Genomic DNA, 26,267 nt, shown 5'->3' with positions numbered 1-26,267 from the left:
ATCCAGCGCTTCAAACACGGGTTCCCGCCCGCCTTCGCGGGGGCGGGCTCTACGCGGGAGCGCCGATGACAGGATAATTCGGAGCATTCCTGGCTTTATCCCGCCTCACAACGTCTTCTGAAACTGCAATACGCGCCTGAGCCTGTGCTGTGCCGGATGCCGCAAACGCATGACGCCCGATTCGGTGCGCTTTCTCGGCCGGCGTGTCTGGCTGGCCATTGTCCTGGTACTGCGATCGAGCCGTGCCACTGGCGCCTGCCTGGACGGCCTGCCGGCGATCAGTTGGGCCACGCTCAAGCGCTGGCGTCAGTGGTGGACCGAGACCTTCCCCAAGACCCCCGTCGGTCGGTGGCTGCGTGGCCTCATCCCGCCAACGCCCGAGCCGTTCATCTATCCCGACTGCCTGCTGCAATCGGTCGAGCACGACAGCGAAGACGAGCGTCTGGCCGCGGTGTTGCTTCTGCTGCTGGGCCCGGCCTGACCACGCTGGCTGAGGGATGCGCCAGATAGGGGAATCTCCCGCAGAACATGTCGATGGCGGGTCACCCGCACTGCCCGTAGCCTGCTCCCGTTATCCCCCCAACGGAGAGTCATGTCACTATCGATTGATCATCGCAACCGATGGGCGCGCTTGCGCTTCTCGGTCATTGGCCCTTTGCTGGCTTCGCCGCCTGCCAAAGGAGAATTGCAGCAAGCGTTCCAGGCACTGGCCGCCAAGGTCTGGCGGCACCCCATCACCGGCGCCGACGTTCAGTTCGGCGCGTCTTCCATCGAACGCTGGTATTACCGGGCCCGTCACGTCCAGGATCCGGTCGATCAACTCAAGAACCGACTGCGCGACGATTGCGGCCACTTCGTCAGTCTGAGCCCAGCCATCATCGAAGCGCTGGTCGAGCAGTACCGTCAGCACCCCGGCTGGACCATGCCATGCTGGCCGGGGCCACGGCAAGATCCTGGGCGGCGGCATCGTCGGCACGCACGCCGGCGACATGATCGGCGAGATCGCCCTGGCCATCGAGATGGGTGCGGACGCAGTGGACATCGGCAAGACCATCCACCCGCATCCGACGCTGGGCGAGAGCATCGGCATGGCGGCGGAAGTGGCGCATGGCAGCTGCACGGATGTGCCGCCTGCGCGCAAGTAAGTCCGCAGCCAAGCTACCCTGACAAGGCCCGAACTGGCGACGGTTCGGGCCTTGTGCTTTGCGTACCCAAACAATCGCCGCAGAATACTGTGCATTTGTACAGCATTCATGTCAGCCACTTCCAAGCCCAAGCTCTACAACCCACGCCACCCCGAACGCACGCTGCTCTACCAAACGGTAGCCGAGCACTACGAGACCTGGCTAGAGTTGGCCAGCGCGGGTCAGTTCGACGGCCAGGGCGACCACCACACCCCCAAGCCCTTCGTGCGCAAAGCGTTTGCCAAGTATCTTGAGTGCGGCATCTTTGCCCATGGCTTTGCCCGCGCTCGCTGCGGCGACTGTGGGCACGACTACTTTGTAGCCTTCTCCTGCAAAGGCCGGGGAGTCTGCCCCTCGTGCACCACCCGGCGCATGGTGGAGACAGCAGCGCACCTGAACGATCACGTATTCCCCCGCCTGCCGGTGCGCCAGTGGGTGCTGTCGGTTCCCAAGCGGCTTCGTTACTTCATGCAGCGCGACGGAGCGGTGCTGAGCATGGTGCTGCGCATCTTTCTGCGGGTGATCGCACAAACTCTGCAGACCCACAGCCCCGGTGCGGCCCATATGGACAAGGCAGGCCTGCACATCGGTGCCATCGCCTTCATTCACCGATTCGGCTCCAGCCTCAATGAACACGTCCACTTCCACGTTTGTGTGGTGGACGGGGTGTTTGAGGAAGTGGAGGGCGAGGGCGATGCTGATGCGACCCCTCGAATCTCATCGCCGGGTGTCATCTTTCACGCGGCCACCGGCATCGATGCGGCTACCGTGGCCCCAGTGCAGACCACACTGCAAAAACGCATCCTGCGCGCCTTCGTTGCTCGGGGCCTGCTGGAGAACTGTGACGCCAAAGACATGCTGGGCTACAAACACAGCGGCTTCTCGGTGGATGCGGGGGTGTGCATCGAAGCCCACGACCGCGCTGCGCTGGAGCGGCTGCTGCGCTATTGCGCGCGTCCACCGTTTTCCATGGAGCGCCTACGCAAAGAGGGAAGCAAACTGGTGTACCGCTGTGCCAAACAGCGCAGCGAGCCCACCAGTGACAAGCGTGGTGCCAAGGCAGATGAGCTGCACCTCACACCGCTGGAACTGATCGACCGCATCGCCGCGCTGGTGCCACCGCCACGCACCCACCGGCACCGCTACTTTGGTGTGCTGGCACCAAACTCGCCGCTGAGAGCGGCGGTAACGGCGCTGGCTCAGCCTGCTGCGTCGCAACCAGCCACGGTGGAGACTGCACAACCTGGCGCGGGCGTACCTGGGGTGGCGGCGCCGGGCAACGCGGCCACACCCACACCCGAACCTGAAGCACGCCCGAAGCGAGCGGCGCATTACTTGTGGGCGGTGCTGATTGCCCGCATCTACGAGGCATTTCCGCTGCTGTGCCCCATGTGCGGTGGGCAGATGCGCATCATTGCCTTCATCACCCACAGCGCCGAAATCCGCCACATCCTGAACCACATCGGGGTGGAGTCTGCCCCCCCGCACATCACCCCGGCACGCGGGCCACCGCTGTGGGAGGGCTGCGACGCGCCGGTGGATGATGGTGCGCAAGGCGAGCCGGATTGGGATCTGGCAGCTCAACCCGACGAGGTAGACCAGCGCGTCAATTGGTGACCCAGTGAAGCGGCGGTATCCATCGCTGCGGGGAAGCAGCTGCGCGCGCGCCAGGCCCAAATGCATACTGCCTCCCAAGCTCTTGCCATTGAGCGGCAAGCGAGCGCTCAACCTTCCTTGGCCGAACGTGTTTCGAGGCCCAAAACTCGTGCCATACTTGGCCTCATGCGGTTGAATTTCCTATCCGTGTGATCGGGGTGGGTGTTGGCCGCCACGTAGCGAAACGCCACCGAGTCATAGGTGGCGCGCTCGATCTTGCGGCTGGAGTGCACGCCGTTGGCGTAGCCGTAAATGAGCAGTCCCAGGAGCACGGCTGGGTGGTGCGCCGCCGAGCCCCGGCCCGCGTACTGGCGCACCAGATCGCTCAGATCGAGTTGCTCGATGACTTCGACGACAAAGCGCGCCAAGTGGTCATTGGGCAGCCATTCGTCCACCGACGGTGGTAACAGGTAGGCGGTGTCTCGATCTACGGGAACGAAGCGGCTCATCGGCGAGGTCTCGGTGATTCGGAGCCGATTGTCTCGGATGGAGTCTCTGGGCGGAAGGTGGGAAAGTCCGACAGGCTCCTAGGCAATTTTCTGACTTACGCTATGCGCCAAACCCAGGAAGATCGAGATCAGTGGAGCTTGATGCCGCTCCTTTCTACAGATGAAGTGCACCTGTGTCGCCATGCTGGTGTCTGAAATAGTTAACTTAACAAGGCGAGGATCCGGCCTGTAGGCTGTTTCCGCCACGACGCCTAGGCCCAGCCCCTCCGCCACCGCCTCTCGAACGGACTCGCGGCTGCCCATCTCCAGAGCCACCTGCACCTCGACGCCTCGCTCCTTTAGTTCTTGTTCAAACACGCGTCTGGTCGTCGATCCTTCCTCTCGGATGACGAACCTCTGACCCTGCAGATCACGCAGTTTGAGAGTGGCCCGTTGCGCGAGTGGGTGTTGGGTGTTGCCGAATATCACCAATCGCTGGGTACGGTAAGCCGCGCCAAATAGATCTGGGTGAGCGACGTGATTGAGCACCATGCCCACGTCTCCCTGGTAGTCAAGAATCTTTTCAGTGATGGTTCGCGAGTCGCCTACGCCAACAGCCACGTTGACCTGGGGGAACTGTTTCATGAACAGCTTCAACACGGGCAGCACGTTGTGCGGCCCGATGGCATGGATGACCAGTCGCCCTACGTATTGATTTTTCGCAGCAGCGAGCAGTGCGTGCGCATCTTCCTCGCCACTGAAGGTACGCCGGGTGTAGTTCAACAGAGTGCGTCCAAAGGACGTGAGTTCAAGCCGCCGCCCGCGCCGATGAAAAAGCTCCACGCCGAAGTCGACCTCCAGGCGCTGTATGTGTGAAGAAACAGTCGGTTGTTGAATAGCGAGCACTCTCGCGGCAGCGGTCATGCTGCCGGCTCGGGCCGTTGCGTCAAAGGCCTTCAAGGCTGCGAGGAGGCTGAGTCCAGACATTGATGTGATCTATGGGTGCCCTCATTTTTAGGGATGAAAGTTTCATATTCATGACACCTTGGTCACCCAGACTTGAGCTGTGCTTCCACTGAAGCTGTTTCTTCCAGAACCTCCTCTTTCCCGAGAGATACCTCTGACCACTTGAGTCCTGGTGTGCGTCTAGCGCACCACAACAAATGAAACCGAGCTATGAAAACTGCAATTCGCGAGAGCCATCTGAGCTTGCGGGGTATCACGGTGACCTATGCCGATGGTCACACAGCGCTTGCGCCCACCTCGCTGGAGGTACAGCATGGCGGGTTCCTTGTGCTGCTGGGCGCGTCGGGCGCGGGAAAGTCAACGCTGCTGCGCAGCATCAATGGCTTGGTTAGCCCCACAGACGGAGAGGTGTCGGTGGCCGATCTGCCGGGCGGCACCGTCTCAAAACGCAACCTTCTTGAGCATCGGCGCCACTGCGGCATGGTGTTCCAGCAGCACCACCTGATCGGGCGGCAAAGCGTGCTGGCCAATGTGTTGATGGGCAAGCTCGCCACCCGCGGATCTCTGGCGTCGTTGTGGCCTTGGAGCAAGGCTGACAAGCTGGAGGCGCTGGCGGCCATTGACCTGTATAGGCTTCTGATGCGACCTGCATTCAGGCAAAACGCTTGACACAAGCCATTTTTTATCGACTGATATAAAATAACGGGAGTCCGCTGCGATCCCCGCCGCGACTGCCTTGCTCGAAGGGAGATCCAAGTGGCCGTTATTGATCTTGATCGACAACTGCAAGAATTGCGAAAGGAGTTCGCCCGCACCGCTCCAGCCGGCCGGGTCGCGCTCTATGAGTCCAGGATCGAGGAACTGCGATCGACCTTTGCGAGGCACGCTGCGCTGAAGGAGGGAGACAGGGCCCCCGACTTTTCGTTGCCGGACGCCCAAGGCGGCACGGTGTCGCTGTCCGCTGCTCTCAAGCAAGGTCCTGTGGTGGTGACCTTCTATCGAGGTGGCTGGTGTCCGTACTGCAACCTCCAACTGCGGTCCTACCAGGCCTTGCTGCCCGAGTTGGCATCCTTTGGCGCAAGCATGCTGGCCATCTCACCTCAGCTTCCGGACGCATCACTGTCAACCGCGGAGCGCGAGGCGTTGACGTTTAACGTCCTGAGCGATCTGGGCAATGACGTGGCTCGCCAATTCGGGCTGGTCTATCATTGCCGCAGGAACTGCGCGATGCCTTGAGTTCCAGCAACAAGGCGCTGCCGAGCATAAATGGGGACGCCAGTTGGGAGCTGCCCGTTCCCGCCACCTATGTGATCACGCCGAACCAGAGGATCTCGCTGGCTTTCATCGAGGTCGATTACCGGCAGCGATTGGCCCCGCAGCGACTTCTTGCGGCGCTGCAAGAGCAGGCGGTTACGTGACGCAGGCCGTCGACTTGGTGCAAGAAGCGGTAGTCGGACCGGCTGCCGCGTCGTGGCCTCAGAGATCATCCCGGAACGTCTTGCGCGGATTCTGCTGGGCCGGGCTCAGCGTCACGATCTTTGCGGGCTGGTTCGTCGTGACGCGCTTCAGTGTCACGCGCGAACTTCGCCTGTGGGATGTGACCGCGCTGCGGTTCGGCATCGGTGCCGTCATTCTTCTTCCAGTGCTGTTGCGGGGAAAGAGACGCCTATCAGCCAAGGAATGGCGTGAGGGGCTGGTCTATGCCTGCCTTTGGGGGTTGCCCTTCGTCCTGGCGGTCGCGCTCGGCCTGCAGCTCACGTCGGCCGGCCGCGCGGCAGCGATAGCGCCGACCCTGATGCCGGTATTCGCCGGCGCCTTCGCGTGGATTTTCCTGAAAGAGAAACAGGGCCGCGCGCGCTGGTGTGGCTACCTCGCCATCATCATCGGACTGGTGTTCATGGTTGCAGGCGGTGTTTCCGCTCACGGTGGCATGAACCCGATGGGCCTCATCGCCCTGATGACTGCCGCTGCCATGTGGGCCGTCTACACGCTGCTTTTTCGGCGCAGCGCCCTGACACCTGTGCAGGCCGCAGCCCTGATCTGCTTCTGGTCGGCCATCCTCTTCCTGCCGATCTATATTTTTGGCGGGCTCAGTCGCCTCGCCATGGCCTCACCCAGCGAGATCGGCTTGCAGGCCGTCTATCAGGGCGTCCTGATGAGCGGCGTTGCGATCGTTTCCTTCAATCGCTCTGTCGCGCTTCTGGGCCCATCTGCGGCCACAGCCATCATCGCCCTGATTCCGGTCGTTGCTTCGCTGGCCGCCATTCCCGTACTTGGAGAGCTGCCGTCTGGTGGAGAGTGCGTTGCACTTGCCGTCGTTGTTGGCGGCGTGCTCTTGGCAGCACGTCCTGCCCGTAAAGCAGCGAAGCCATCGATTTCCGCAACCACGAGGCATACACCATGATCCGGTTCTACTTTCATCCGACCCCCAACCCCGCAAAGATCGCGCTCTTTCTGGAGGAGACCGGTCTGGCCTACGAAGCCTTGCCGGTCGACACAAGCAAGGGCGAGCAGCATGCGCCCGCCTTTCGTGCGATCAATCCGAACGGCAAGGTACCGGCCATCGTCGATACCGAGGGGCCGGGCGGCAACGAAGTCAGGGTCTTCGACTCGACCGCCATCCTGATCTATCTGGCGGAAAAGACCGGCCAGCTTCTGGGCACGTCCGAGGATCGGCCGGAGTTGCTGTCCTGGCTGCTCTTCATCGCCTCGGGATTGGGGCCGTTCTCCGGGCAGGCGGTGCACTTCCAGTTCGCCGCGCCCGAGGGCTTGGACTACGCGGCCAATCGTTACCGCCGCGAGGCGGAGCGGCACTATCAGGTTCTCAACGATCACCTGTCCGGACGCGAGTTCATCGTCGGCAGCGGTTTCACGATCGCCGACATCTCCGCCTGGGGCTGGCTCGATCGCGCTTCCCGCGTGCGCAAGGGCGCCGAGGATCCTCTGGGGCCCTTTCCCGAACTGAAGCGGTGGTTCGCAGGCGTGGATGCGCGTCCGGCGGTCGCTCGCGCCCGGGCGCTCGCCAAGAGCCATGCGTTCAAGGCGATCAACGACGAGGAGACCAAGCGTGCGCTCTTCCCGTCGAACTATCCCCCTGCATCGGCGCAAGGAGTTTGAAATGGAACTGAAGAACAAGCGGGTCCTCGTCACGGGCGGATCGAGCGGGATCGGCCTCGCGCTGGCCCATGCGCTGATCGCGCGAGGCGCCAGGGTGGTCATCACCGGAAGGCGCAGAAGCGTCCTGGACGATGCACTGCGCAGCCTTGACTCGGCGACGGGCGTCTGCGCTGACGTGGGAAGTCCCGAGGGACGCGCGGCCACGCTGGACCAGGCGATACAGACGCTGGGCGGACTCGACATCCTCGTCAACAACGCCGGCGGCGTGCGGGCTGGCCGGCTGGAGAACACCACGGAAGCCGATATCGAGCAGATGGTGATCGTCGACTTGCTCGCGCCAGTCTTGTTGACCCGCGCGGCGCTCCCCGCTCTGCGGGCCAGCGGAGATGCCATGGTGGTGAATGTCGCCTCCGGCATTGCCCTGGTCGGCGCACCCTTCTATGCAACGTATGCCGCGGTGAAAGCAGGTCTGGCTCGCTTTGGCGAGGCGCTCAGGCGCGAGCTCAAGGGCGAAGGCATTCATGTGTTGACGGCCTATCCTGGAGGCACGGACACGCCGATGATGAAGTCGAATCGCGCTGGTCCCGAACTGGGGTTTTCGCGCGAGCCTGCTTCTGCGGTGGCCGATGCCATCGTCGCCGGGATCGAGGCGAACGCTTTCGAGGTCATCCGGGGCGGGGAGGCGAGAGCCCAGATGATTGCGCTCAACCGTAACGATCCGGTAGCGGTCGATGCGAGATTCCTGACGCTCAAGAGCGCGCTGGAAGAGGCGGTCAAGGACCACAGCGCATTGTGACGACGCGGCATCAAGCACCGCATCCACTCACGAAGCCAACCACGAACCGATCCAGGAACGATCATGGCGCGCCCCAGAGAGTTTGACGAAGCAGTGGCCCTCGATGCCGCGATTCAATGCTTCTGGTCGAGGGGCTACGAAGCCACCTCGGTGCGGGACCTGGCCGACGCGATGGGTATCGCCGGCCCCAGTCTGTACAACACGTTTGGCGACAAACGCACGCTGTACCGGCAGGCGCTCGAACACTATGTCGAGCGAGGCTTTTGCGATCGGGTCCGGCGCTTCGAGTCCCAGTTGGCACCTCGTGCGGCCATCGGTGCGTTCTTCGATGAGATCATCGAATTGTCGCTGGCCGACGACCAGCGCAAGGGATGCCTGATCGTGAACTCGGCACTGGAGCTGGCACCTCACGACGCGGAGTTTCAGGCTGCACTGGCCGCTGTCTTGCGCGACATGGAGGCCTTCTTCTACCGTTGCGTCAAGGCCGGCCAAGATGCCGGCGCGATCAACATCACGTTGCCGGCCGATGATCTCGCCCGGATGCTGCTCGGCTTGCTAATGGGGCTGCGCGTCCTCGCGCGATCGCGGCCAGAACCGGAATTGCTGCGTGGGCTTGTCCGGCCCGCATTGGCGCTGCTCGATGGCGCCGGCACATCTCAACGACGGAGTCGCAAATGATCGACCTCTACTATTGGCCCACGCCCAATGGCCACAAGGTCACGATGTTTCTGGAGGAGGCTGGCCTCGAATACCGCATTCATCCTGTCGACATCAGTGCGGGCGACCAGTTCAAGCCTGAGTTCCTCGCGTTCTCGCCGAACAACCGGATGCCTGCGATCATCGACATGCAGCCGGTCGACGGCGGGGAGCCCGTGACCGTCTTTGAATCGGGCGCCATCCTGGTCTATCTTGCGGAGAAAACGGGTCGCTTCATGCCGACCGACCTGCGTGAGCGCAAGGCGGTGCTGGAATGGCTCTTCTGGCAGGTCGGTGGACTCGGCCCCATGGCCGGTCAGAACCATCACTTTGGCATCTATGCGCCCGAGAAGATCCCCTATGCCATCACGCGCTACGTCAACGAGACCAATCGCCTGTACGGTGTGCTCGACCGACGCCTGGCCGTGCAGGAATATCTCGCAGGTGAAACCTATTCGATCGCGGACATGGCGACCTACCCCTGGGTGGTGCCGTGGAAGCGCCAGCAGCAGGAACTCGACGAGTTCCCCAGTCTGCGGCGGTGGTTTGATGCGATTCGCAATCGTCCCGCGACGATCAGGGCCTATGCGCGCGGCGAGCCTTTCGCATCGCGTCCTGCGGTGACGGAGGAGGGCAAGAAGCTTCTGTTCGGTCAAACTGCCGCAGGCCCGCAGGCGCGCTGATACGTTTATGGTGCACACACCAGCGATTACTCAAAGTCAAAGCAATCACGCGACGTGGGCGTGCGCCAGCTGCTGCAGGGAGCTCGGGAATTCGTGGAGATCTTTCGAGGCGCGGGCATGATATCGCTATGACCATCGAACCGTGGGCGGACGCCCAGCTATCTGAAGATATTCCTCGGCTTGCTCAGGGCGGTGAGAGCGAGACTGTGGAATTCAAGCGAGAGCTGCCAAAGCAGGTGCGGGATCTTGCCAAGGAAATCGCGGCTTTCGCTTCCAGCAGCGGGGGCCGACTCCTTCTTGGAGTGGCAGACGACGGCTCGATTCCAGGAGTCGAAAATGCACATGACCCAGCGGTTCGAGATGATCTCGGCAGAAGGATCGTGGGCGTTTGCCAGATCATCGATCCCCCCGTCCGCCCGCAGATCGGCTGGACATCGGCAAATGGGCTCGGCGTTCTCGTCATCACTGTCGAGAAGGGTTCAGAGCCTCTGTACTACGTGGATTCGCGCGCGTACATCCGGCACGGCACGGTCTCCCGACCGGCGACGGCCTCAGAGGTTCGCGCTGCCTTGACAGCTTCCATGCCCGGGGAGGCCGCAGAAGGACCCAAGAATCATCCGGAGCTGTCTGCGCTGGCCGACGTGCTCGCCAACGTGCGACGCTGGAGCGATACGGACTCCGAGATGCGAAGCCTGAAACCCTGGATTGAAGATTGGTCGGCAGATGCGGAGGTCTATGCGTCAAAGCTGCGCGACCTGTCCGTCTCCGACTGGGCCATTGAGAGCCACGTCAATGAACGGTTGGAAGCCACAGCTGAGAAGCTCGATGAAGTCGCACAGTTCCGGCACTACCTCGGCGAAGGGGAAAACTTCAACGACGTGTGCAACTCCGCAGGCTTCGCTGCTGCGGAGTTGATGCGCGATCTGGTCGATCCTATCGAGGTCAGCGATGAGACACAGCGAAAAGTCCTGGAGGCGATTGCCAAACTTGCCCGCAAGTTGACCCAAATGTGGGACCGTGCCAACAAAGAGATCTTCGATGGGCGTGTCGAGAAAGCCCAGCAGGAAACCTATGGCATCGGCCAGCAAATCGCCACTTGGACCTATTTCAGGCTGTCTGTTGTGCCGGAAAGCACGCTGGCCGATCTGCGCCGAATCGGTCTTAGCCTGCTCCAACTGGTGTCCATGAGGGTCTACATGGATGGCGGCGCTTCACTACAGCGCATCGTCGATGATGCTCAGACTCTTGTGAAAGAGCTGAATGCGAACGTCGAGAGTTTCCTGCAGTTCGATCGCTGAGTACTGTGTGCGCCGCCGTTTGCCCTTGGGCGGCTGCGGGCCACGGCTGCCAGAGGCGTGCTCGCTCCAGCGGTACGGTGACCGTGCGCGCACTCAGCGTCTATGCGCTGGCGCGCGCCTCAGGTCGCCGGGAAGCACAATCCCCAGGCTCCCATGCAACTCCTGACATGGATGCGGTCCGTAGCTACCCGGAACCCGAATACCCTCTAAACCCGCGTCAGATATGGGTTTGCGTCCGTCCGATGCAAATCGAAAGTCCTTGACAGCGGACATTTTTTAGGATGTCGCGCTCCTCGGTCAGACGCTTGATCTCGGCCTTCAGTCGCCGGACCTCCGCCGAGTCCTTCGCCGTCGGCAGCAGTGCCGCCTCCGCGCCGTCGGCATTGGCAGCGCTCTTCGCCTTGCGCAGCCACTCGTACAGGCTGTGGGTGGAGACCCCGAGCCGCTGGGCCACATCGGCCACCCGGAAGCCACGTTCGGTTACCTGCTTGACCGCTTCGGCCTTGAACTCATCCGTGTACTGCCTGTTGCTCATAAACACCTCTGTCGTTGCCATGAATTATGGCTCCTAGGTGTCTACGAAAGGCTGGCCGGTCCAGACCTCCGTTTTGTACAAGCCGTTGATAGTTTCAGCCAGGGCGTTGTCATAGGAGTCGCCGGTGCTGCCCACCGAAGGCATCAGGCCAGCTTCCTCCAAGCGCTCTGTGTAGCGAATGGACACGTACTGACTCCCCCTGTCGGAGTGATGAATCAGCTTTTCATCGCTTGAAGGATGCCGTGCGTAGAGAGCTTGCTCCAATGCATCCACAACAAAGTCAGTGCGCATGTGGCTGCTGACTCGCCAACCCACAATCCGGCGGGCATAGACATCAATCACAAAGGCCGCAAACATCTGACCTTGCCATGTCGATACATAGGTAAAGTCTGCAACCCAAAGCTGGTTAGGACGTTGGGCTGTGAACTGGCGGTTGACGAGGTCTAGTGGGCATGGCCTTGCCACATCTGGGCGTGTTGTGCACACCTTCTTGCCACGCCGCGCACCCTCCAACCCTAGCTTGCGCATCAGGCGCTGCACCGTGCAGCGGGCAATAGGCAAGCCCTCTCGATGCATTTGCTTCCAGACTTTGATCACCCCATAAACTTGCCAGTTTGCATGCCATACACGTTGGATATGACCGCAACTCTCTTCGTCTGATTGGCTGCGCTTGCAGCGCAGCCATGGGCAGTTTCTTTGTTGAACCCTGCGTCTGTAGCCCGATGGGGCAATTTGCAGCAGTCGGCAAATTGGCTCGACCCCATAGGCATCACGGTACTTGTCTACAAAGTCAATCAGCTCTTGATGCGACGGTCCAGCTCCGCCTGCGCAAAAAAAGCGCTCGCAGCCTTGAGTATGTCATTGGCACGCCGCAACTCCTTGTTCTCCCGCTCCAGTTGCTTGAGCCGCTCACGTTCATCTGTAGTCAAACCCGGTCGTTGGCCTGCATCTATTTCTTTGCGCTGTACCCATCCATGCAGGGTACTGACAGAGCAGCCAATCTTGGGGGCAATCGATTCGCATGCACCCCACAGTGATGCGTAATCCGCTTGGCACTCCTGCACCAAACGTACGGCACGTTCACGTACCTCAGGGCTAAAACGAGCAGCTTTAGTGTTCATGACTCAATCCTCTCAGGAGTTGAGCCTCCACGGAAGCCGGTGCGATTCAGTTGGGCAATTGCAATTGCCATGGTGAAAGTGCCACGAACAGTCAAACATCTGGGTAAGTAAGGGCTTAGCGTGCTTTATTTTCCGTTTTCTGAGGCGACCCCTTTCTGGCCCCTTCTCGGGGCCATAGAGGGCCGGCGCTGCCTGGTCGGCCTTGTGGATCGTTTGGGGACAAAACGCCGGCTGGTGACAGTTGAGGGGCGTTTCTTGACACTTGGGGGGCAGCGCACCCCGGCGCGATGCTGACAGATGAGGGGCCGGCCTCGAAATCGGCCGGCTGGAGCCGCGCCGGAGGCCGTCGAGGCGGCCTATGTGCTTGATCGGGCTGGCTTTATCCACAGAAGTTGTGGATAAGCCTGTTGGCAAGGCCCTTGCCGTACTGACACTTGAGGGGCGGGGGTGCTGACAGATGAGGGGCGCGATCCTTGACACTTGACGGGCAGACTATTGACCCTTGAGGGGCTTATCCATTGACACTTGAGGGGCGGCCCTTCGAGCCTTTTCCTTGGCGTATCAACGGCTTGCGCGCGTTTTCCGGTCAAGCTAACCGGCTTTTAACCCTTCATAACCTTTATATTAAACCTAGTTGTTATAACCCGGTGTCGAAAAAAGCGGCAAACCGGCCCAAGGTGCCCCCGCAGAATGATCGGCCGCCGAAGGGGGGTGCCCCCCCTTCTCGATCCCACCCGGCCGCTAAAGGAGGGCATAGCGTGGATGGTACGCTAAACAACGCTAAGGGCGAACAATCAGCGAACGCTTAGGCGGCGCGGCTATCCGGCGGCAGATTGAGGGCCTTGCGGCCAGCGGAAGCGGCTGCTCGATCCCAGAGGAAATCGCCCGAGAAAGCAATATGCTCCCAACCTACTGGGGACGTATGGGCGAGTAGATCATCAGGCACCGCGACCGATGTTGATCGTAGATGCTGGGCGGCGGCATCCATGTAGATCGTGTTCCAATAGACGATCGCGGCGACGAGCAGATTGAGGCCGGACGCCCGATATTGCTGCGCCTCGTGGCTGCGGTCGATGATGCGGCCCTGGCGGAATGTGTAGATCGCCTGCGTCAGGGCATGGCGCTGCTCGCTGTTGTTGAGACCGGCATGGCATCGCCGGCGCAGATCGGGATTTTCTAGCCAGTCCAGCATGAACAGCGTCCGCTCGATCTTGCCGATTTCCTGTAGCGCGACATCGAGCTGGTTCTGCCGTTCGTAGGCAGCGAGCTTTCGCAGCATGACCGATGGCGCGACATGGCCGGCCTTGATCGACCCTACGAGGCGCAGCACGTCTTCCCATTGCTCACCGATGATGTCGGTGCGGATACGCTTGCCCAACAGCGGGGTGATGGACGGATAGGCCGTGACCGGCGCGATCGGCGCGAGCCGCCTGTCGGGGAAGTCGCGCAGGCGCGGGCAGAAGCGAAATCCCAGCATCGCGCACAGGGCGAAGACATGATCGGTCGCCCCGCCGGTGTCGGTGTAATGCTCGACGATCCTGAGATCGGTGCCGTGGCTGGTGAGGCCGTCGAGGACATAGGGCGCCTCATGCGTCGCGGCCGAGATCACTTTGACGTGGTAGGGCGCGCGCTGATCAGAATTATGGGTGTAGAAGCTGAAGCCATGATCGACGCCATAGCGGGCGTTGATATCGCCGCCCGACGCGCCGCGCTTCGCGGCCCTGAAGAACTGGCCATCGGAACTGGACGTGGTGCCGTCGCCCCATACTCGTGAGAATGGCAGGCGGTGGTGCGCGTTGATGAGGAGGGCCAGCGCCGCGCGGTAGCTGTCGTCGCGGATATAGGCGTCATGGGTCCAGAGGAGCTGATCGCGCGTGACGCCCTGACTCGCCGCCGCCATGCGCGACAGGCCGAGATTGGTCGCATCGGCGAGGATCGTGGCGAGCAGCGCGTTTTCATTGGGACACGGCTCGCCGGTACGCAGGTTGGTGAACGCCGCAAGAAAGCCGGTTTCCTGCGCCACCTCATGCAGTAGCTCGGTGATGCGGATGCGTGGCATCATGGCATCGAGCCGGTCGGCCAGCGCTTCGGCGTCGGGCGTCGCGATCGTGCGAACGGGGGATATCTGGAGGCGGTCGTCGCGATATCGCACACCCTCCAGAGCGTCGCGCTTCAGGCGCTGGGCAAATTTCTTAAGCCGCCAGTCAAGTTCGCGGCCCCGCTGTTCGAGCCATTCGCCGGCTGTGGGTGGCAGACCGAGAGCCGACACGATCGGCTTCGCCTGGGGTTCGCTGAGCAGGTAGCTGTCGAACCGGCGGTATCCTGCCGATCGCTCCACCCAGACATCCCCGGAACGCAGCTTGTTGCGCAGATGCGCGATCGTCGCGATTTCCCAGAGACGCCGGTTGATCTTGCCGTCATCGCCCACGACGATTTTCCGCCATTCCTTGCGGAAGGGCATCGGAGCGTCGGCAGGCAGATCGCGTTTGCCCGACCTGTTGAGGTCGCGCAGCATCTCGATGGCGGCGATCGTTTTTGCACTGCCCTTTCCGGCCCTGAACTGGAGCGCCTCAAGCAGGTCGGGGGCGAACTTGCGCAACGTCGCATAGCGGTCGGCCGCCACCGTCAGCGGATCAAGGTTGGCGGTTTCCGCGATTGTCGCCACTTCTGGCCTCGCCTTCAGGAGGGTGTTCCACCCGACCGATGCGTCCAGGGCCTCCATTGGATCTTCGCCGGTATCGACCGCATCGGTCAATGCGTCGATTGTCCTGCGAAAGATCAGCATCAGCCGCGCCACATTCTTTGACGTGGTGGCATAGCTGCGCGCCTGGGCGTTCTTCGCGCGGGTGAAGATGCTGCCGATCAGCTTGTCCGCCATCTCCAAGGCGCTGTCGGTCAGTCGTTCCTCGAGGTCGAGCAGGAACGCAACCAGCGTAGCGCGCCGTCGGGAGGGAATATATCGCTCGATCATATAGGCAGGCGAAGCGCGGCCTTCCCTGACATATTGCCGAAATCGGTCGGCATGGATGCGGCCAGCCACGTCCGGGGAGATGCCGATCTTCCGCACTTGCCGCAGGCGGTCGAGAATCTGGCGGATGTGATCGGGCCTGGCCGCAACGGGAATGGTCTTGAGCGAAGCGAGTTGGCTCATGCCGCCGGCGTCGTCAAAGACCTGGTCGAGGGCGTGGACCTGTTCGGCGCTAAGATCAGCGATCAGGGCGTAGGCAGCCTGCTTGCGGGCACGCGCGCGTCCCGCACTACTGGCGCGTTCGATGGTGGAGATGGACGGCAGTAGAATCCGGGCCTCGCGAAGGGCGGTGACAACGCCGATCGCTATCGTCATCCCCTTGTCGGTCGCCCATGCCGTTTTCGCGGCCGCTTCGATCATGAAGGGAATGTCGGCGCGGGTTGGTCCACGAAGGCCCGCTCGCATCGCCAGCTCGCGGGCATGGTCCGTCATCGTCTGATCCCGCGCTGCATAGTTGGCCAGGTCGGTTACGTGTAGACCAAGTTGTTCCGCGACGAAGGCGGCGAGATCATGGGGTATCGCTCCCTTGTCCTGTATCAACTGCGCCAGTGTGATGCCCGGGTGCCGCAAGAGCGCGAGTTGCAGCGCGACACCCAACTGGTTCCGTCGCTCCCGTCGTGCGCCGATGATCTCGATGTCCGAAGGCTCGAAGGTGTAGAGCCGGGCTAGATGGTCGCGCTCGCTCGGGATGGCGAGGATCTGATCGCGTTCGCTCTCGGTCAGGAGTTGATGCTTACGCTTCGTCATTCCGATTCCCGTCCACAAAAGGTCATCTGGGCCTATGGACAGCCATGAGTAAAGAGACATAGTATGTGGACGGATATGGATGGGGCGAAGCGATCGCCCTTCAGATCGTCCACAGAACGACCGTTTGGGAGACGCACGGGATGGGCGATATTCTGGGTTATGCCCGCGTCAGCACCGGCGATCAGGACGTGGCTGGACAGACCATGCGTCTGGAGGAGGCCGGCGCGATCAAGGTGTTCACCGACGTCATGTCGGGCAAGAGCATGGAGCGGCCCGGTCTGGCCGAACTGATCGCCTATGCCCGCAAGGGCGACACGCTGGCGGTGGTCCGCCTCGATCGGCTTGGGCGCTCGCTCGCCGAATTGCTCACCACGGTCGAGACGCTACGCGGCCAGGGCATCGCGCTCCTGAGTCTTGAGGAAAAGATCGACACATCGTCGGCCGCCGGCGAACTCATCTTCCATGTGTTCGGGGCCATCGCCCATTTCGAGCGGAGACTGATCTCCGAGCGAACCAGGGATGGGATCGCCGCCGCGCGCGCCAAAGGCAAGTTGCCCGGCCGTCAGCCGCTCGACATGTCCAAGGTACATGCCGCCATCAAACTGGTCGAAGCGAGCATCTCGCCGACAGAAGCAGCACGACAACTCGGCATCGGCCGATCGACCATCTATCGAGAAATGCGCCGCCTCGGCGTGGAAAGGCCCATCTGAATGTCCAGATCGAAATCGGCTCACGATCTTTCCGGCCTGATGAAATATGCGGATCGCGCGCCATGGGATGAGGCATTGGCCGAAATGCTGTCCGCGCATCTCGATCCGGCGAGCGAAGCGACCGGACTCGAGCCTGACGCCATATTCGAGATAATTGGCGATCACTGGCAAGGGCCGCTATGGGGCTGCGCCTTTGAAGATCTGCTTACGCAGGAACTGGAACCCGACGGTCGCAATCTGGTCGATGACTATCTCAAGCGCCGGGGCTGGAACGAAAAGGCGCCGAACAAGGCCTATATGCGCGCGTTACGCGATACGGTCATGTCGCTCTATGAGGTCAGCGAAGTCGTGCCTGGTCAGTCGATGACCTTGCGCGATCTGCTGCGCGACGTTGCTCCGGTGACGGTGCGCGAACACGGTGCAACCCAGACCCTGGTCAACTGGGACAAGATCGCCGCAAGGGTTGTCGACGTGAACGGGCGCCATGGCATTTCCGGAGCGCTGTTGCCGTTCAGCGCTGAGGGCGCCGTGCGAGTGGTCGAGGCATTTTCCCGACTTGCCGACGAAACTCAGGACACTGCGGAATTGGACCCGTCCGATCGGGACGCGCTTCTGGGAGCATCGGGACCGATGTTCACGAACATGTGGCTGCTCGACTGTCTGGGCAAGGCCATGCCCGGCAGCGCGCCGGATATGGTCAACGCCGACGGCGATGACCTGGTGTTCCACCGTATCGTTTTTCCGCTGGCGAAAGGCGTGGTCGGCAAGAGCCTGATCCGAAGGCTGAACGCGGCACAATGGCTGGAACCTGCCAGCGACAGTTTCTGGAACTGGCTGGCACCAGCGACGAAGAACAAGAAGCCGCAAGCGACCAAAGGCAAGCGGGCCTTCGTCACGACCATGGATGACGGCACGCCGGTTTTTGCCAATGTGGAACTGGCAGGGCGCAAGCTGATCGTCGAGGTAAACAGTGCCGCCCGCGCGGAGCGAGCAATTACCCAGATGGGCGAATGGCTTGGTGATTGCGTGAGCGCGCCTATGGCCGAAATCCGGACGCTCGATCAGGTTATGGCCGACGATGCCGCCCGCACGCCACAGGACGAGGCGCTGGATATTCCACCGCATGAAATGGAGCGCATCGTTCACGATATGCTGACCCGTGAATATACGAAAACGCTCGATGAGCCGGTCCCAGCCCTCAGCCACAAGACGCCACGCGTTCTGGCCTGTACAAAGGCGGGGCGGGTAAAGGTAGCCGACTGGCTCAAATATATCGAAAATGGCGCGGCAAAATCGGGCACCGCCGATCCGATGGGCACCTATGACTTTACATGGATGTGGGAAGAACTGGGGCTTAGCGACCTCCGGCGGTAACGGCCATCATGCGGTTCTTGAAATGTTCTCGCTTAGCGTTGTCTGGCGTACCTTCCACGCGATGCCCTCAGTAAAGGAATTCATACTCGCGAGAACAAGACTCTTGATCCTTTCGACCCCCCGGGGCTGTTGGAAACAAACCGACACTTTATTCCAGAATTTATTACTCCACCGGTAGGTACATATCCGGCCACGATGTAAATATTGCTCAGGAGATCTGGCGTTGTCAGGGCCGGCAACGCTGGTCGGAACGCCAGTAGCGCTCCCAGCGCGCGACGGTGCCGGTCGCAAGCATCGCGCAGCTGAGGTTGCGGCCATCGGCAAGAGTGCAGAAGGCACCGGTTCTGGCGCCGCCCGCCGGACCGGTCGAGAGACAGCGCATTGGCGCTGCGCGGACGCGGATATGGCTGATGCCTGCGTTGGCGATCCGAACCTCACCGCGCGAGCCGCCAAGCAGCTCCACCAATGCATTGCGCGCCGCGATCGGTCCAGCGCGGGGACAGGGATGGCCGCGACGGCAAGTACCATCCAGTTCGCGCGCGGCGATGCCCGCGATGCGGATGCGTGGACCCTCGGCACACCAGACCGGGCCATCGCCATCGGCGACAAGGGTGGGCGTGCAGAGGAATATCAGCCCTGCGGCCACGATACTCATGTAGCGATGGAGAGCTTCTTGCGCTTGCCGCGGCCGCGGCGGACGGTCGGTTGCCGGCCGAGGCCGATCTTCTTCGCGAGCTCGCGGCGCTGCTCGGCATAATTTGGCGCGACCATGGGATAGTCGGCAGGCAGCCCCCACTTCGCCCGGTACTGGTCAGGGGTCATCTGATAGTGGGTCATCAGGTGGCGTTTCAGCATTTTGAGCTTCTTGCCGTCCTCCAGACAGACGATGTAATCCGGCTTTATCGAAGCGCGGATCGAAACCGCGGGGACTGGGGCCTGTTGCTCAGGCTTGCCGGGCTGGCCGACGCTGGCGAGAGCGTCGTAAACCGATCCGATCAGCCGAGGAATATCGCCGACTTCGACCTTGTTGTTCGTCACATGCGCCGCAACGATGTCAGCCGTCAAAGTAATGAGATTCTCGTTGCGCCCCGCTTCCTCGCTCACAGCCCTGCTCCTGCTTACCGCCGCATCCGTAATGATCGCGGCGGGACCTGTTATCTGCTCGAATTAAGCGCGTCCATCGGTGAAAATGATACGGCGAACAGTCCAATAATCGATTGCAACCGAGGCCAGGTCGCTTTGAAGCGGCGCTTTATCCTGTCCGCCGGCTAATGCTGGTTCGTAGCGCCATTCGCCATTTGCCTGCCGACCGCTCGCCCGGACCTGGTTTGGCGATCGGTGCGCCGCGCGAGATGATTCAGCCCGGTGCGGTAGGCCCGAAGTGCGCCCGGCGCTTCGAATGATCAGTCCCTGATGTCATTGCCTGATTGGCAGGTCGCGTTACCCCCACACCGCGACCTGCCGCTGGCCCCCTTGCCTCGAAATAGGACAGGATGGTTAACAGCAATTTAACGTCGCGAGCCGGCGGCAATGCGATCGTGAACCTCTCCGGGATTCTCCTCCCCCCAACGCTGCGCCCGTCCAATCCATTTCCAGACGGCGCCTCAACCCTCCTGCATCCCTCCCTCATCCGCGCCAAAATAGTTTTCGAGACGCGCGGCCGTGTCGGGCGTCAGTTCGACAAACTGGCGCCTGCCATCGTCGGGATCGTCTATCTTCACGAGCAGCTTTGCCTCGCAAAGCTTGTTGACCAGCCGCAGCGCAGTGCTGGGAGGCGCGGTCGAAGCGAGGCAAAGGGCGCTCGTTGCCACCTTCTTGCCCTCGCTTTCGTGAATGAAGAGGTCGATCAGCATGTCCCAGGCCGGTTCGCCGAAGAGCTTTGGCGACCCGATCAGCTCTCGGCGGAACTGGCGGCGCTTATAGGCTCGGCGCGCATTTGCGAGCGCGGTTGACGCACTTTGCTGTTGTCCGCCGCCTCCCGACCCGGGATTGTCGCGCAGAACATGGGCGCAGGCGGGCGCACGATCAGATCCTATGCGCCCGCTCGCTGCGACGCGCTGGGCGTGGGTCGCCGTGACGACAATATGATCGACGATCTCGATATCGAGCGATCGACCAAGGTCGGAAAGCCTGCGCGTCGCGACGATGTCGTTTTCGCTCGGGGTCGCGTCGCCGCTCGGGTGATTGTGGACGAGAATGAGTCCGGTGGCGCCGTGCTCGATCGCGCGCCGAAAGATCGTTCTGGGATAAAGCTCGAGCTGCCGGACGGACCCATGGTGCAATTGCTCGTCCGCGATCAGGCGGTAGGAAGCGTCCAGGAAAAGGATGCGCAGCACCTCGTCCGGCAGCGATCCCATCGAGGCCATGAGATATTGGCCGAGCTTGGGGCAGGCAGGGTCGACCGGCTGCGTTGTCAGGTCGGCCTGCAGACCCTCAAGGAACATGTCCCGGGCGCCGAGCAGGATATCCGCGATCGAAGGGTGGTGACCCAGAACCCGCTCGAGCGCTTCTGGCGTTTGGGCCAGGATCCGTCCGATGCTGCGGAATTCCTGCAGCAGCGCGGCGGCTAGCCGCTCACCGTCATTCGGCTCGATGGACGCCAGAAAACGTGCCAGGACGGATCGCTGCCGCTGCGCCGCAAGCGCTGCTGGTGCCGCCAGGTTGCGAGGATGAGAAGGGGCGGGAGCAGCCAGGACGAAGCGACCTGCATCGTGAGATAGGCAATCGGGTTCATCGAGACGTCGAGCGCCCGGCTGATGTGCGCCAGCAGCGGCAGGACATGGAGGACGGCAACGATCATGGGCCAGAAGCGATGCGCCAGAAGCGCCAAGGCGATGGTCGCCGCCGAACCAATCAGGTCGATCACCAGGTAACCCAGGTCGACCGAATGATATTCCACCTGACCTGTCGAGACCAGCAGGCGATCGAGCAGGACCATCAGGATGGCAATCCCCACCATGACCCGCTCCGGAGCACCGCCCCGCCAGGCGGCGTAGCCGAGAGCCACCAACAGAAGGGCGATGAAGATTGCTATGCGCATCGTTCCCGCTTTTCATGCCAGTCGCTCCCGGTCAATCGCCGTCAGGCTACGGCCGCGAGATGCGGGGTCGTTTCCGCCGAGCCGGAGGGGCAATCGCGCAGATCGTAACTGCCCATTTCCTTGCCGATTTCGAGCAGGTCGCCATGGATCCGCAGGACGTCGCTGCTCACATCGACAAGCGACATCTGCGCCTTGGCGAGGCGCAGGATGGTCGCCTGGCCGGTCTTCGCGGGCGCACCGCTTTCGCGCCGCGCGGTCACCATGCTCGTCATCAGCGACGACAGGGCGATGATGGCGTCGTCGACCTTGGATTCAGCAGTCGGCACGTCGCGCTGCAGGCGGGCGGCCATCAGAGGTATGGATTGAGGCATAAGTTCTCCTTTGCCGGGCGCGCACCCGCGCGCCGGCGAACCGTGGGTCAAGTTGAACAGGTTCAGTTGGAGACGAGCCGCGTCAGCGCTTCCGCGATGCCGAGCCCCAGGAAAACGACGATGACCAAGGCGACGAGAATTCCCACCATGATCATGACGCGCGCCTGAATGCTGTGATCGTGTCTCCATCCGTCCCGGAACGGCAGGAAGAAGTCCCTCGATCCCTGGCCGGCGCCGAAGGTGGGCGCCGCACTGTCGCTCAGCTTCAGGACCGGTTCGGGATCGCCGTCCGGAAAGTCGGATGGCACCAGCGTCGGCGGCGAGGGAACCTGCACCGAGTCATATGTGATCCGGTCATATAGCTGTTTGAGACGCGCGTAGATGAGAGCTGCCTCGTCGCGATTGGCCGCGCCGAGGATGATCCGGGCAGCGGTGATGCGCTGGTCCACGGTCGGCTTGGAAATTCCGAGGATCCGAGCGATCTCTTTCGAGGTCTTACGCTCGATGAGCAGGTCGAGACAGGCGCGCTGCTTTTCGGTCAGGCGCAGCCAGCGTGCCAGGTCGTCATCTTCGTGCATCGTCATCGACATCACCGTCTTCGTTCTCGCCGAGGAGCGATCATAGGGGTGGCGCGAGGCTGCGCGGTCCCGCTGACGGCTTCGGGCAGGCCCGTCCGGAAGGATGCGTTCGACAAGACATGGCGGCGACGTAATCCGATTTTGCTCCTGATCGCCACCCCTTGGCATGTGAGCAAAGCCATGATGGCTCGTGCGGGTGCGCAAGAGACCGAGAACGCGCCATCGGCGGTGAGGCCTGACAAGCGGCTCCCCCGATGCACAGGCGGAAAGACCTTTTGTCGGCCATTCATCGGCTATTTCTTCCCGCCGCAAAGGCTATGGGTCGACTATTCAAGATTCCCCCCTTCGAATTCTCGGGCAATGCGACCGTCCCGGTTCGCATCATTGACGATAGTCAAGTTGCGAACAAGATTTGCTGTAGCCTCTCCAGCTACGCTCCCCAAAGCGGGTCTGGTCTCGCCGTCACCGCAAAAAGTCACGGATTGCACGGGCTGAAACACAGGTCGCGCGGGCAATCGCCGAACCTTTCATCAATCCTGTTGCAAGCGGGCGACGCCTTTATCTACTGGCGAAGGATTTGCTTTGGGGGGCCATCGTGGTGCGTTGTTTGTTGTGGGGAGTGGTGGGTCTGGCCGCTCTGTCTTGGAGTGGCTTTGCGCGTGCGCAGGAGCGCCATGTCGGCACCTACTCCGAAATCATCGTGACAGGGGAGAAAGCACGGAGATCCCTGCAGGACACGCCCAGCAGCGTGGCCGTGACCACCGCTCGGCGCATCGAGGAGGAGAATCTGTTATCACTCCAGGAGGTGTACGCGCGCACGGCGAATGTGACGGAGACGTTCAGCGCCGGCGGGTTCACTATCCGAGGCATCGCCGACCGCGGGATCATGGGCGGCGAGGGGGCAGCTCTCGCCACGATATTTGTCGATGGAGCTGCCGTGCCGGCCGCCATGGTTCATGCGTCGCCGGCGGATATGTGGGACGTCCGCCAGGTCGAGATTATGCGAGGCCCACAGTCGACCTTGCTAGGGCTGAACGCCCTGGCCGGGGCGGTCATCATGCGGACAGCCGAACCGACAATGGAATGGGAGCTGCGCGCTCGCGCCATGATAACGGACGCCGATGAGACGCAGTTCGCCGCCGCGCTGGGCGGTCCGATCGTATCCGGAGAGCTCGCATTCCGCGTCAGCGTGGAAAAGCGAGACGCCGACGGATTTACCTGGAATCCGACACGGCGCGCGCACGAGAATCCTCTTGATACGACCCAGGTCCGAGCAAAGCTCTTGTGGACGCCGACGGCCGTTCCGGGCTTCGAGGCGCGGTTCGGCTACACGCGCTATGACCGCTACAGCGGCTATTCGTTCAGCTTCACCGATACGTCTGTGCCCGACTTTTTCGACCGTCGGTGGAACTTCTCCGACAGTCCTAACGACAGTGAGGCGAGCACCGATATCGCGACCGCGGATCTGCGCTTCGATTTGGGCGCAGGTCTCTCCCTGACGGCGATCACGGCCTTCAATGAGATTAGCGAGTTCAATCGCTCCGACAACGACATGACGGCCGCCGATGGGGGCGCCTACGACCAGCAGAATCGCTATCGGACGTTCTCCCAGGAACTCCGGCTGAACTATGAGGGGGATCGCCTCAGCGGATTGATGGGGGCATTCTTCTACGATCGAAGGAACCGAAGCGCGACGGCGAGCGATGACAGCGTTCCGACGCCGGTCGACACGATAAGCGCATTGCTGCGAAGCAGTGGCATCGACGCGCCGACTGCGCAGTTGGTTGCCGGACTCTACAGCCGGGCGCTGGCAGCGATTCCGGTCGATTTCTCAGCGGATGCCTCTGGTCACGTGCGATCTTATGCCCTGTTCGGCGATGTTCAATTCAGGCTGACCGAGAGGCTCATGTTCACCGTGGGGTTTCGCTACGACCACGAAACGAACAGCTTGGGCATCGATCAGACCGCGCGGTTCGCGGGGGCCTATCCTGATCCGAGGGCTTTCGGCTCCACCGGGTCGCCGCTGTACCGCGCGGTGGTTGCAATCAACCAGGGCGTTGCCGGCATCGTAGCCCAAGCGAGCGGTTCGGCCGCCGCTACCGATCGGACCTTCGATGCGTTCTTGCCGAAGGCGGGGATCCAAATGGCCTGGACGCCGAACCTCAAGACTGGTTTCACGGTCCAACGAGGCTATCGGTCAGGCGGCTCGAGCGGCAATATCGCGCGTTCGGCGACCTTTTCCTACGATCCTGAATTCACCTGGAACTACGAGCTGTCGCTGCGTTCCGCGTGGCTCGATGGGCGGCTGACATTGAATGCCAACGCCTTCTATGTCGACTGGAAGGATCAGCAGGTTTCAGCGAACTTCGGCATGAGCATATACGACACGCATATCGTCAATGCCGGCTCGTCCCATCTCTATGGGTTCGAGATCGAGGCGACGCACAGCCCCAGCGGCGCTTTCGACTGGTACGCCTCGGTGGGCTACTCGCGCACGAGGTTCGATGAATTTGCCACGACGGTCGGCAGCGTGACGGACTATGACGGCCTTGAATTCGCTCATGCTCCGCGCTGGACGCTCGCCGGCGGCGTCAACATTCGTCCCGTCGATCGAGTGGCCATTAACTTGAACGCCAGCCATCGTTCAGCGGTTTTTACCGAGGTTCGCCTACCACAAAGCGCATCGCGGGCCAGCGGACGCACGCTGGTGAACGCGCGGGTCGCCTATGAGACAGGGCACTGGACGATGTCCGCTTTTGCCAGCAACCTTTTCGACGATCGATATTATCACTATCGCCTCGACGGGCTACCGCGTGCGGTCCTTGGAAACCCGCGCGTGCTGGGGATCGCGCTCGAGGCGCGGTGGTGATTTTGCGGCATGAGTAATGCCATAGATCGACAACCGGTCGTGGTACACGGCAGACGTACCGTTTGCTCTAGGCCGAACATCTGGATCCCCGCGCGCTGCCTCATCATCCCCTGCGCTCTGACGGCGGAATCGACGTTCAGCGCCTCGATGCTGACGGGGCCGGACATGTGCAGATAAGGCTTTACGCGAGCGGCGCGGGCAGCGTTGATCTGCTGCGCCGCCAGTTCCGGCTTCCAAACGGTCTTATTGCCAACGGAGTGGCCGAAATACGTCCCCTTGCCATCAAGGAGGTTTTCATAGCTCTGCGCGTGGCGAAGCTGTCTGACGTCGCGCGCCTCAAGCCTTGCGGTAACTTCCTCAGCGGTGAAGCGTCCATTTGATGCCTTGACCGATAATTCAATCTGGGCGGCGCGATTTTATATAGGGCATCGCGCTGGTAGCTGCACCGATCGTCGTCACTTCAAGGCCCCCGGCGAAAATAGTCTACCCGTGAACAATGCGACCGCGCGGGGCGATACTTAAGGTCCGGTCTCTCGCCGGCTCAAATCCCACGCCGTTTCACCTGAAATTAACCATGTCCTGCAATCGTCCGCGATTGGCTTGGCGGAAAGGGCGTTCTCGTGCGAATTGAAACAGCGAACAACTATCTGGCCGCGAGTCAGCGTCCATCATCGGCCGATCGCACCAGCTCGTCCTCATTCTCGGCGGCTCTCTCCACCGCGCCGGCAAGCACCGCTCAAACCGGGCCAGGCAGCGCCGCGCCGCCTGATTTCACCAGCATGACGCGCCAGGAGCTGTTCGACTGGATGAACGGCAAGATCAAAAGAGGCGAAATGTCGCTGGATGACAGCTCGGCGTTTCTCGGAATGACGGTGAAGATACCCGTTGGGACAGGGCAGGGCGCACCGATCGCGCTCGATGATTGGGAACGGGTCAACTTCGTGCAGCTCGCGCGGGACGGCATTGCAGGCGCCCAATCCCGAAACGACGCCATGACCCTGGCGATGCTACAGAGCGCCATGCAGATGATGCAAGGCGACCACGGCGCGAATATCAGCCGCCACGCCTGA

General features: G+C 61.8%; 25 protein-coding genes, 4 pseudogenes and 1 other annotated feature. Of the genes and pseudogenes, 18 read left to right on the top strand and 11 right to left on the bottom strand.

What is annotated here, in order from left to right; genetic code table 11:
- Nucleotides 1–169 precede the first annotated feature (169 nt).
- The 4 genes and pseudogenes from K426_RS02155 to K426_RS02145 all read left to right on the top strand — a co-directional run bounded on the left by K426_RS02155 (nt 170) and on the right by K426_RS02145 (nt 2,801).
- Nucleotides 170–481 carry a hypothetical protein gene (locus tag K426_RS02155; RefSeq protein ID WP_008651550.1) on the top strand — a complete coding sequence of 104 codons (312 nt, stop codon included), beginning with the start codon at nt 170–172 and terminating at the stop codon, nt 479–481.
- A gap of 111 nt (nt 482–592) precedes the next feature.
- A pseudogene (locus K426_RS32325) lies at nt 593–922 on the top strand (IS481 family transposase); the annotation flags it as partial.
- Between the two features lie 67 nt (nt 923–989).
- Entirely contained in the window at nt 990–1,145 is a 156-nt protein-coding gene (locus tag K426_RS30040) for a hypothetical protein (RefSeq protein WP_371295092.1), read from the top strand.
- Between the two features lie 108 nt (nt 1,146–1,253).
- Nucleotides 1,254–2,801: an IS91-like element ISPps1 family transposase gene (locus tag K426_RS02145; RefSeq protein WP_008328818.1), complete on the top strand. Its 1,548-nt coding sequence runs from the start codon at nt 1,254–1,256 to the stop codon at nt 2,799–2,801.
- A gap of 188 nt (nt 2,802–2,989) precedes the next feature.
- Here K426_RS02145 and K426_RS02140 read toward each other — a convergent pair.
- Together K426_RS02140 and K426_RS02135 are read right to left on the bottom strand one after the other, a co-directional pair.
- Nucleotides 2,990–3,289, bottom strand: a pseudogene (locus tag K426_RS02140) (transposase); the annotation flags it as partial.
- Between the two features lie 78 nt (nt 3,290–3,367).
- Nucleotides 3,368–4,255 (bottom strand): LysR substrate-binding domain-containing protein, encoded by an 888-nt coding sequence (locus K426_RS02135; protein WP_066553272.1) that lies wholly within the window; start codon nt 4,253–4,255, stop codon nt 3,368–3,370.
- A gap of 189 nt (nt 4,256–4,444) precedes the next feature.
- Here K426_RS02135 and K426_RS02130 point away from each other — a divergent pair, with 189 nt between their 5' ends.
- The 9 genes from K426_RS02130 to K426_RS02095 all read left to right on the top strand — a co-directional run bounded on the left by K426_RS02130 (nt 4,445) and on the right by K426_RS02095 (nt 10,824).
- Entirely contained in the window at nt 4,445–4,903 is a 459-nt protein-coding gene (locus tag K426_RS02130; protein WP_443018204.1) for an ATP-binding cassette domain-containing protein, read from the top strand.
- An 87-nt stretch (nt 4,904–4,990) separates the two neighbouring features.
- Nucleotides 4,991–5,470 (top strand): peroxiredoxin family protein, encoded by a 480-nt coding sequence (locus tag K426_RS02125; RefSeq protein ID WP_237230029.1) that lies wholly within the window; start codon nt 4,991–4,993, stop codon nt 5,468–5,470.
- Entirely contained in the window at nt 5,443–5,652 is a 210-nt protein-coding gene (locus K426_RS32320) for a hypothetical protein (protein ID WP_237229884.1), read from the top strand. The genes K426_RS02125 and K426_RS32320 overlap by 28 nt, the downstream gene beginning before the upstream one ends.
- Nucleotides 5,649–6,638 (top strand): DMT family transporter, encoded by a 990-nt coding sequence (locus K426_RS02120; RefSeq protein ID WP_013521174.1) that lies wholly within the window; start codon nt 5,649–5,651, stop codon nt 6,636–6,638. Before K426_RS32320 ends, K426_RS02120 begins: the two co-directional genes overlap by 4 nt.
- Nucleotides 6,635–7,351 (top strand): glutathione S-transferase family protein, encoded by a 717-nt coding sequence (locus tag K426_RS02115; protein ID WP_013521173.1) that lies wholly within the window; start codon nt 6,635–6,637, stop codon nt 7,349–7,351. Before K426_RS02120 ends, K426_RS02115 begins: the two co-directional genes overlap by 4 nt.
- Nucleotide 7,352: 1 nt before the next feature.
- Nucleotides 7,353–8,147 carry an SDR family NAD(P)-dependent oxidoreductase gene (locus tag K426_RS02110; protein WP_013521172.1) on the top strand — a complete coding sequence of 265 codons (795 nt, stop codon included), beginning with the start codon at nt 7,353–7,355 and terminating at the stop codon, nt 8,145–8,147.
- Between the two features lie 63 nt (nt 8,148–8,210).
- The gene (locus K426_RS02105) at nt 8,211–8,825 is read left to right on the top strand and encodes a TetR/AcrR family transcriptional regulator (RefSeq protein ID WP_013521171.1); all 615 of its coding nucleotides are present in this window, start codon (nt 8,211–8,213) and stop codon (nt 8,823–8,825) included.
- Entirely contained in the window at nt 8,822–9,526 is a 705-nt protein-coding gene (locus K426_RS02100) for a glutathione binding-like protein (RefSeq protein ID WP_013521170.1), read from the top strand. The genes K426_RS02105 and K426_RS02100 overlap by 4 nt, the downstream gene beginning before the upstream one ends.
- A 128-nt stretch (nt 9,527–9,654) precedes the next feature.
- The gene (locus K426_RS02095; protein ID WP_020820181.1) at nt 9,655–10,824 is read left to right on the top strand and encodes an AlbA family DNA-binding domain-containing protein; all 1,170 of its coding nucleotides are present in this window, start codon (nt 9,655–9,657) and stop codon (nt 10,822–10,824) included.
- 265 nt (nt 10,825–11,089) lie between these two features.
- On the opposite strand, the pseudogene K426_RS02090 reads toward K426_RS02095, so the two are convergent.
- The 3 genes and pseudogenes from K426_RS02090 to K426_RS02075 form a co-directional block, all read right to left on the bottom strand.
- Nucleotides 11,090–11,359 (bottom strand): annotated as a pseudogene (locus tag K426_RS02090) (transposase); the annotation flags it as partial.
- Nucleotides 11,360–11,422: 63 nt separating this feature from the next.
- A pseudogene (locus K426_RS02085) lies at nt 11,423–12,480 on the bottom strand (IS3 family transposase); the annotation flags it as partial.
- Nucleotides 12,083–12,199 (bottom strand) — a sequence feature (AL1L pseudoknot). Its footprint overlaps the pseudogene before it by 117 nt.
- A gap of 805 nt (nt 12,481–13,285) precedes the next feature.
- Nucleotides 13,286–16,255, bottom strand: a complete 2,970-nt coding sequence (locus tag K426_RS02075) for a Tn3 family transposase (protein WP_062734670.1) — start codon at nt 16,253–16,255, stop codon at nt 13,286–13,288.
- A 140-nt stretch (nt 16,256–16,395) separates the two neighbouring features.
- Between K426_RS02075 and K426_RS02070 the strand changes: the two genes are divergently transcribed.
- A complete protein-coding gene (locus K426_RS02070) occupies nt 16,396–16,965 on the top strand; it encodes a recombinase family protein (protein ID WP_013849886.1) in 570 nt (189 codons plus the stop codon).
- A complete protein-coding gene (locus tag K426_RS02065) occupies nt 16,966–18,339 on the top strand; it encodes a hypothetical protein (protein WP_031293519.1) in 1,374 nt (457 codons plus the stop codon). It begins immediately after the preceding gene.
- A gap of 226 nt (nt 18,340–18,565) precedes the next feature.
- Here K426_RS02065 and K426_RS02060 read toward each other — a convergent pair whose 3' ends face one another.
- From K426_RS02060 to K426_RS02030, 6 genes are all read right to left on the bottom strand, one after another.
- Entirely contained in the window at nt 18,566–18,994 is a 429-nt protein-coding gene (locus K426_RS02060) for a hypothetical protein (RefSeq protein ID WP_020818599.1), read from the bottom strand.
- Nucleotides 18,991–19,443 carry a MucR family transcriptional regulator gene (locus K426_RS02055; protein ID WP_020818598.1) on the bottom strand — a complete coding sequence of 151 codons (453 nt, stop codon included), beginning with the start codon at nt 19,441–19,443 and terminating at the stop codon, nt 18,991–18,993. The genes K426_RS02060 and K426_RS02055 overlap by 4 nt, the downstream gene beginning before the upstream one ends.
- A 500-nt stretch (nt 19,444–19,943) precedes the next feature.
- Complete coding sequence (locus K426_RS31770; protein ID WP_158500939.1) at nt 19,944–20,783, bottom strand: JAB domain-containing protein; 840 nt, start codon at nt 20,781–20,783, stop codon at nt 19,944–19,946.
- Between the two features lie 122 nt (nt 20,784–20,905).
- Nucleotides 20,906–21,379, bottom strand: coding sequence for a hypothetical protein (locus tag K426_RS31765; RefSeq protein ID WP_020818528.1), 474 nt, complete (start codon nt 21,377–21,379; stop codon nt 20,906–20,908).
- 41 nt (nt 21,380–21,420) lie between these two features.
- On the bottom strand, nt 21,421–21,729 hold the full coding sequence (locus K426_RS02035; RefSeq protein WP_020818527.1) for a hypothetical protein: 309 nt from the start codon (nt 21,727–21,729) through the stop codon (nt 21,421–21,423).
- Nucleotides 21,730–21,812: 83 nt separating this feature from the next.
- The gene (locus K426_RS02030) at nt 21,813–22,334 is read right to left on the bottom strand and encodes a helix-turn-helix transcriptional regulator (protein ID WP_235589628.1); all 522 of its coding nucleotides are present in this window, start codon (nt 22,332–22,334) and stop codon (nt 21,813–21,815) included.
- A gap of 589 nt (nt 22,335–22,923) precedes the next feature.
- Between K426_RS02030 and K426_RS02025 the strand changes: the two genes are divergently transcribed.
- The 3 genes from K426_RS02025 (at nt 22,924) to K426_RS32060 (ending at nt 26,267) form a co-directional block, all read left to right on the top strand.
- Nucleotides 22,924–25,197: a TonB-dependent receptor gene (locus K426_RS02025; protein WP_235589629.1), complete on the top strand. Its 2,274-nt coding sequence runs from the start codon at nt 22,924–22,926 to the stop codon at nt 25,195–25,197.
- A gap of 167 nt (nt 25,198–25,364) precedes the next feature.
- Nucleotides 25,365–25,577 carry a hypothetical protein gene (locus K426_RS02020; RefSeq protein ID WP_020818524.1) on the top strand — a complete coding sequence of 71 codons (213 nt, stop codon included), beginning with the start codon at nt 25,365–25,367 and terminating at the stop codon, nt 25,575–25,577.
- A gap of 426 nt (nt 25,578–26,003) precedes the next feature.
- Entirely contained in the window at nt 26,004–26,267 is a 264-nt protein-coding gene (locus K426_RS32060) for a hypothetical protein (protein WP_197672745.1), read from the top strand.

The sequence above is a fragment of the Sphingobium sp. TKS genome (genome assembly GCF_001563265.1).
Classification (GTDB): Bacteria; Pseudomonadota; Alphaproteobacteria; order Sphingomonadales; family Sphingomonadaceae; genus Sphingobium.
Note: the sequence above shows the minus strand (reverse complement) of the source record. Positions and strands in the feature narration are given on the sequence as shown.

What these genes read in the sequence shown, in the direction of transcription:
- K426_RS02155 (WP_008651550.1), top strand. Translation starts at nt 170, where the DNA reads ATGACGCCCGATTCGGTGCGCTTTCTCGGCCGGCGTGTCTGGCTGGCC.
- K426_RS30040 (WP_371295092.1), top strand. Translation starts at nt 990, where the DNA reads ATGATCGGCGAGATCGCCCTGGCCATCGAGATGGGTGCGGACGCAGTG.
- K426_RS02145 (WP_008328818.1), top strand. Translation starts at nt 1,254, where the DNA reads ATGTCAGCCACTTCCAAGCCCAAGCTCTACAACCCACGCCACCCCGAA.
- K426_RS02135 (WP_066553272.1), bottom strand. Translation starts at nt 4,255, where the DNA reads ATGTCTGGACTCAGCCTCCTCGCAGCCTTGAAGGCCTTTGACGCAACG.
- K426_RS02130 (WP_443018204.1), top strand. Translation starts at nt 4,445, where the DNA reads ATGAAAACTGCAATTCGCGAGAGCCATCTGAGCTTGCGGGGTATCACG.
- K426_RS02115 (WP_013521173.1), top strand. Translation starts at nt 6,635, where the DNA reads ATGATCCGGTTCTACTTTCATCCGACCCCCAACCCCGCAAAGATCGCG.
- K426_RS02110 (WP_013521172.1), top strand. Translation starts at nt 7,353, where the DNA reads ATGGAACTGAAGAACAAGCGGGTCCTCGTCACGGGCGGATCGAGCGGG.
- K426_RS02105 (WP_013521171.1), top strand. Translation starts at nt 8,211, where the DNA reads ATGGCGCGCCCCAGAGAGTTTGACGAAGCAGTGGCCCTCGATGCCGCG.
- K426_RS02100 (WP_013521170.1), top strand. Translation starts at nt 8,822, where the DNA reads ATGATCGACCTCTACTATTGGCCCACGCCCAATGGCCACAAGGTCACG.
- K426_RS02095 (WP_020820181.1), top strand. Translation starts at nt 9,655, where the DNA reads ATGACCATCGAACCGTGGGCGGACGCCCAGCTATCTGAAGATATTCCT.
- K426_RS02075 (WP_062734670.1), bottom strand. Translation starts at nt 16,255, where the DNA reads ATGACGAAGCGTAAGCATCAACTCCTGACCGAGAGCGAACGCGATCAG.
- K426_RS02070 (WP_013849886.1), top strand. Translation starts at nt 16,396, where the DNA reads ATGGGCGATATTCTGGGTTATGCCCGCGTCAGCACCGGCGATCAGGAC.
- K426_RS02065 (WP_031293519.1), top strand. Translation starts at nt 16,966, where the DNA reads ATGTCCAGATCGAAATCGGCTCACGATCTTTCCGGCCTGATGAAATAT.
- K426_RS02060 (WP_020818599.1), bottom strand. Translation starts at nt 18,994, where the DNA reads ATGAGTATCGTGGCCGCAGGGCTGATATTCCTCTGCACGCCCACCCTT.
- K426_RS31770 (WP_158500939.1), bottom strand. Translation starts at nt 20,783, where the DNA reads ATGTTCCTTGAGGGTCTGCAGGCCGACCTGACAACGCAGCCGGTCGAC.
- K426_RS31765 (WP_020818528.1), bottom strand. Translation starts at nt 21,379, where the DNA reads ATGCGCATAGCAATCTTCATCGCCCTTCTGTTGGTGGCTCTCGGCTAC.
- K426_RS02035 (WP_020818527.1), bottom strand. Translation starts at nt 21,729, where the DNA reads ATGGCCGCCCGCCTGCAGCGCGACGTGCCGACTGCTGAATCCAAGGTC.
- K426_RS02030 (WP_235589628.1), bottom strand. Translation starts at nt 22,334, where the DNA reads ATGACGATGCACGAAGATGACGACCTGGCACGCTGGCTGCGCCTGACC.
- K426_RS32060 (WP_197672745.1), top strand. Translation starts at nt 26,004, where the DNA reads ATGAACGGCAAGATCAAAAGAGGCGAAATGTCGCTGGATGACAGCTCG.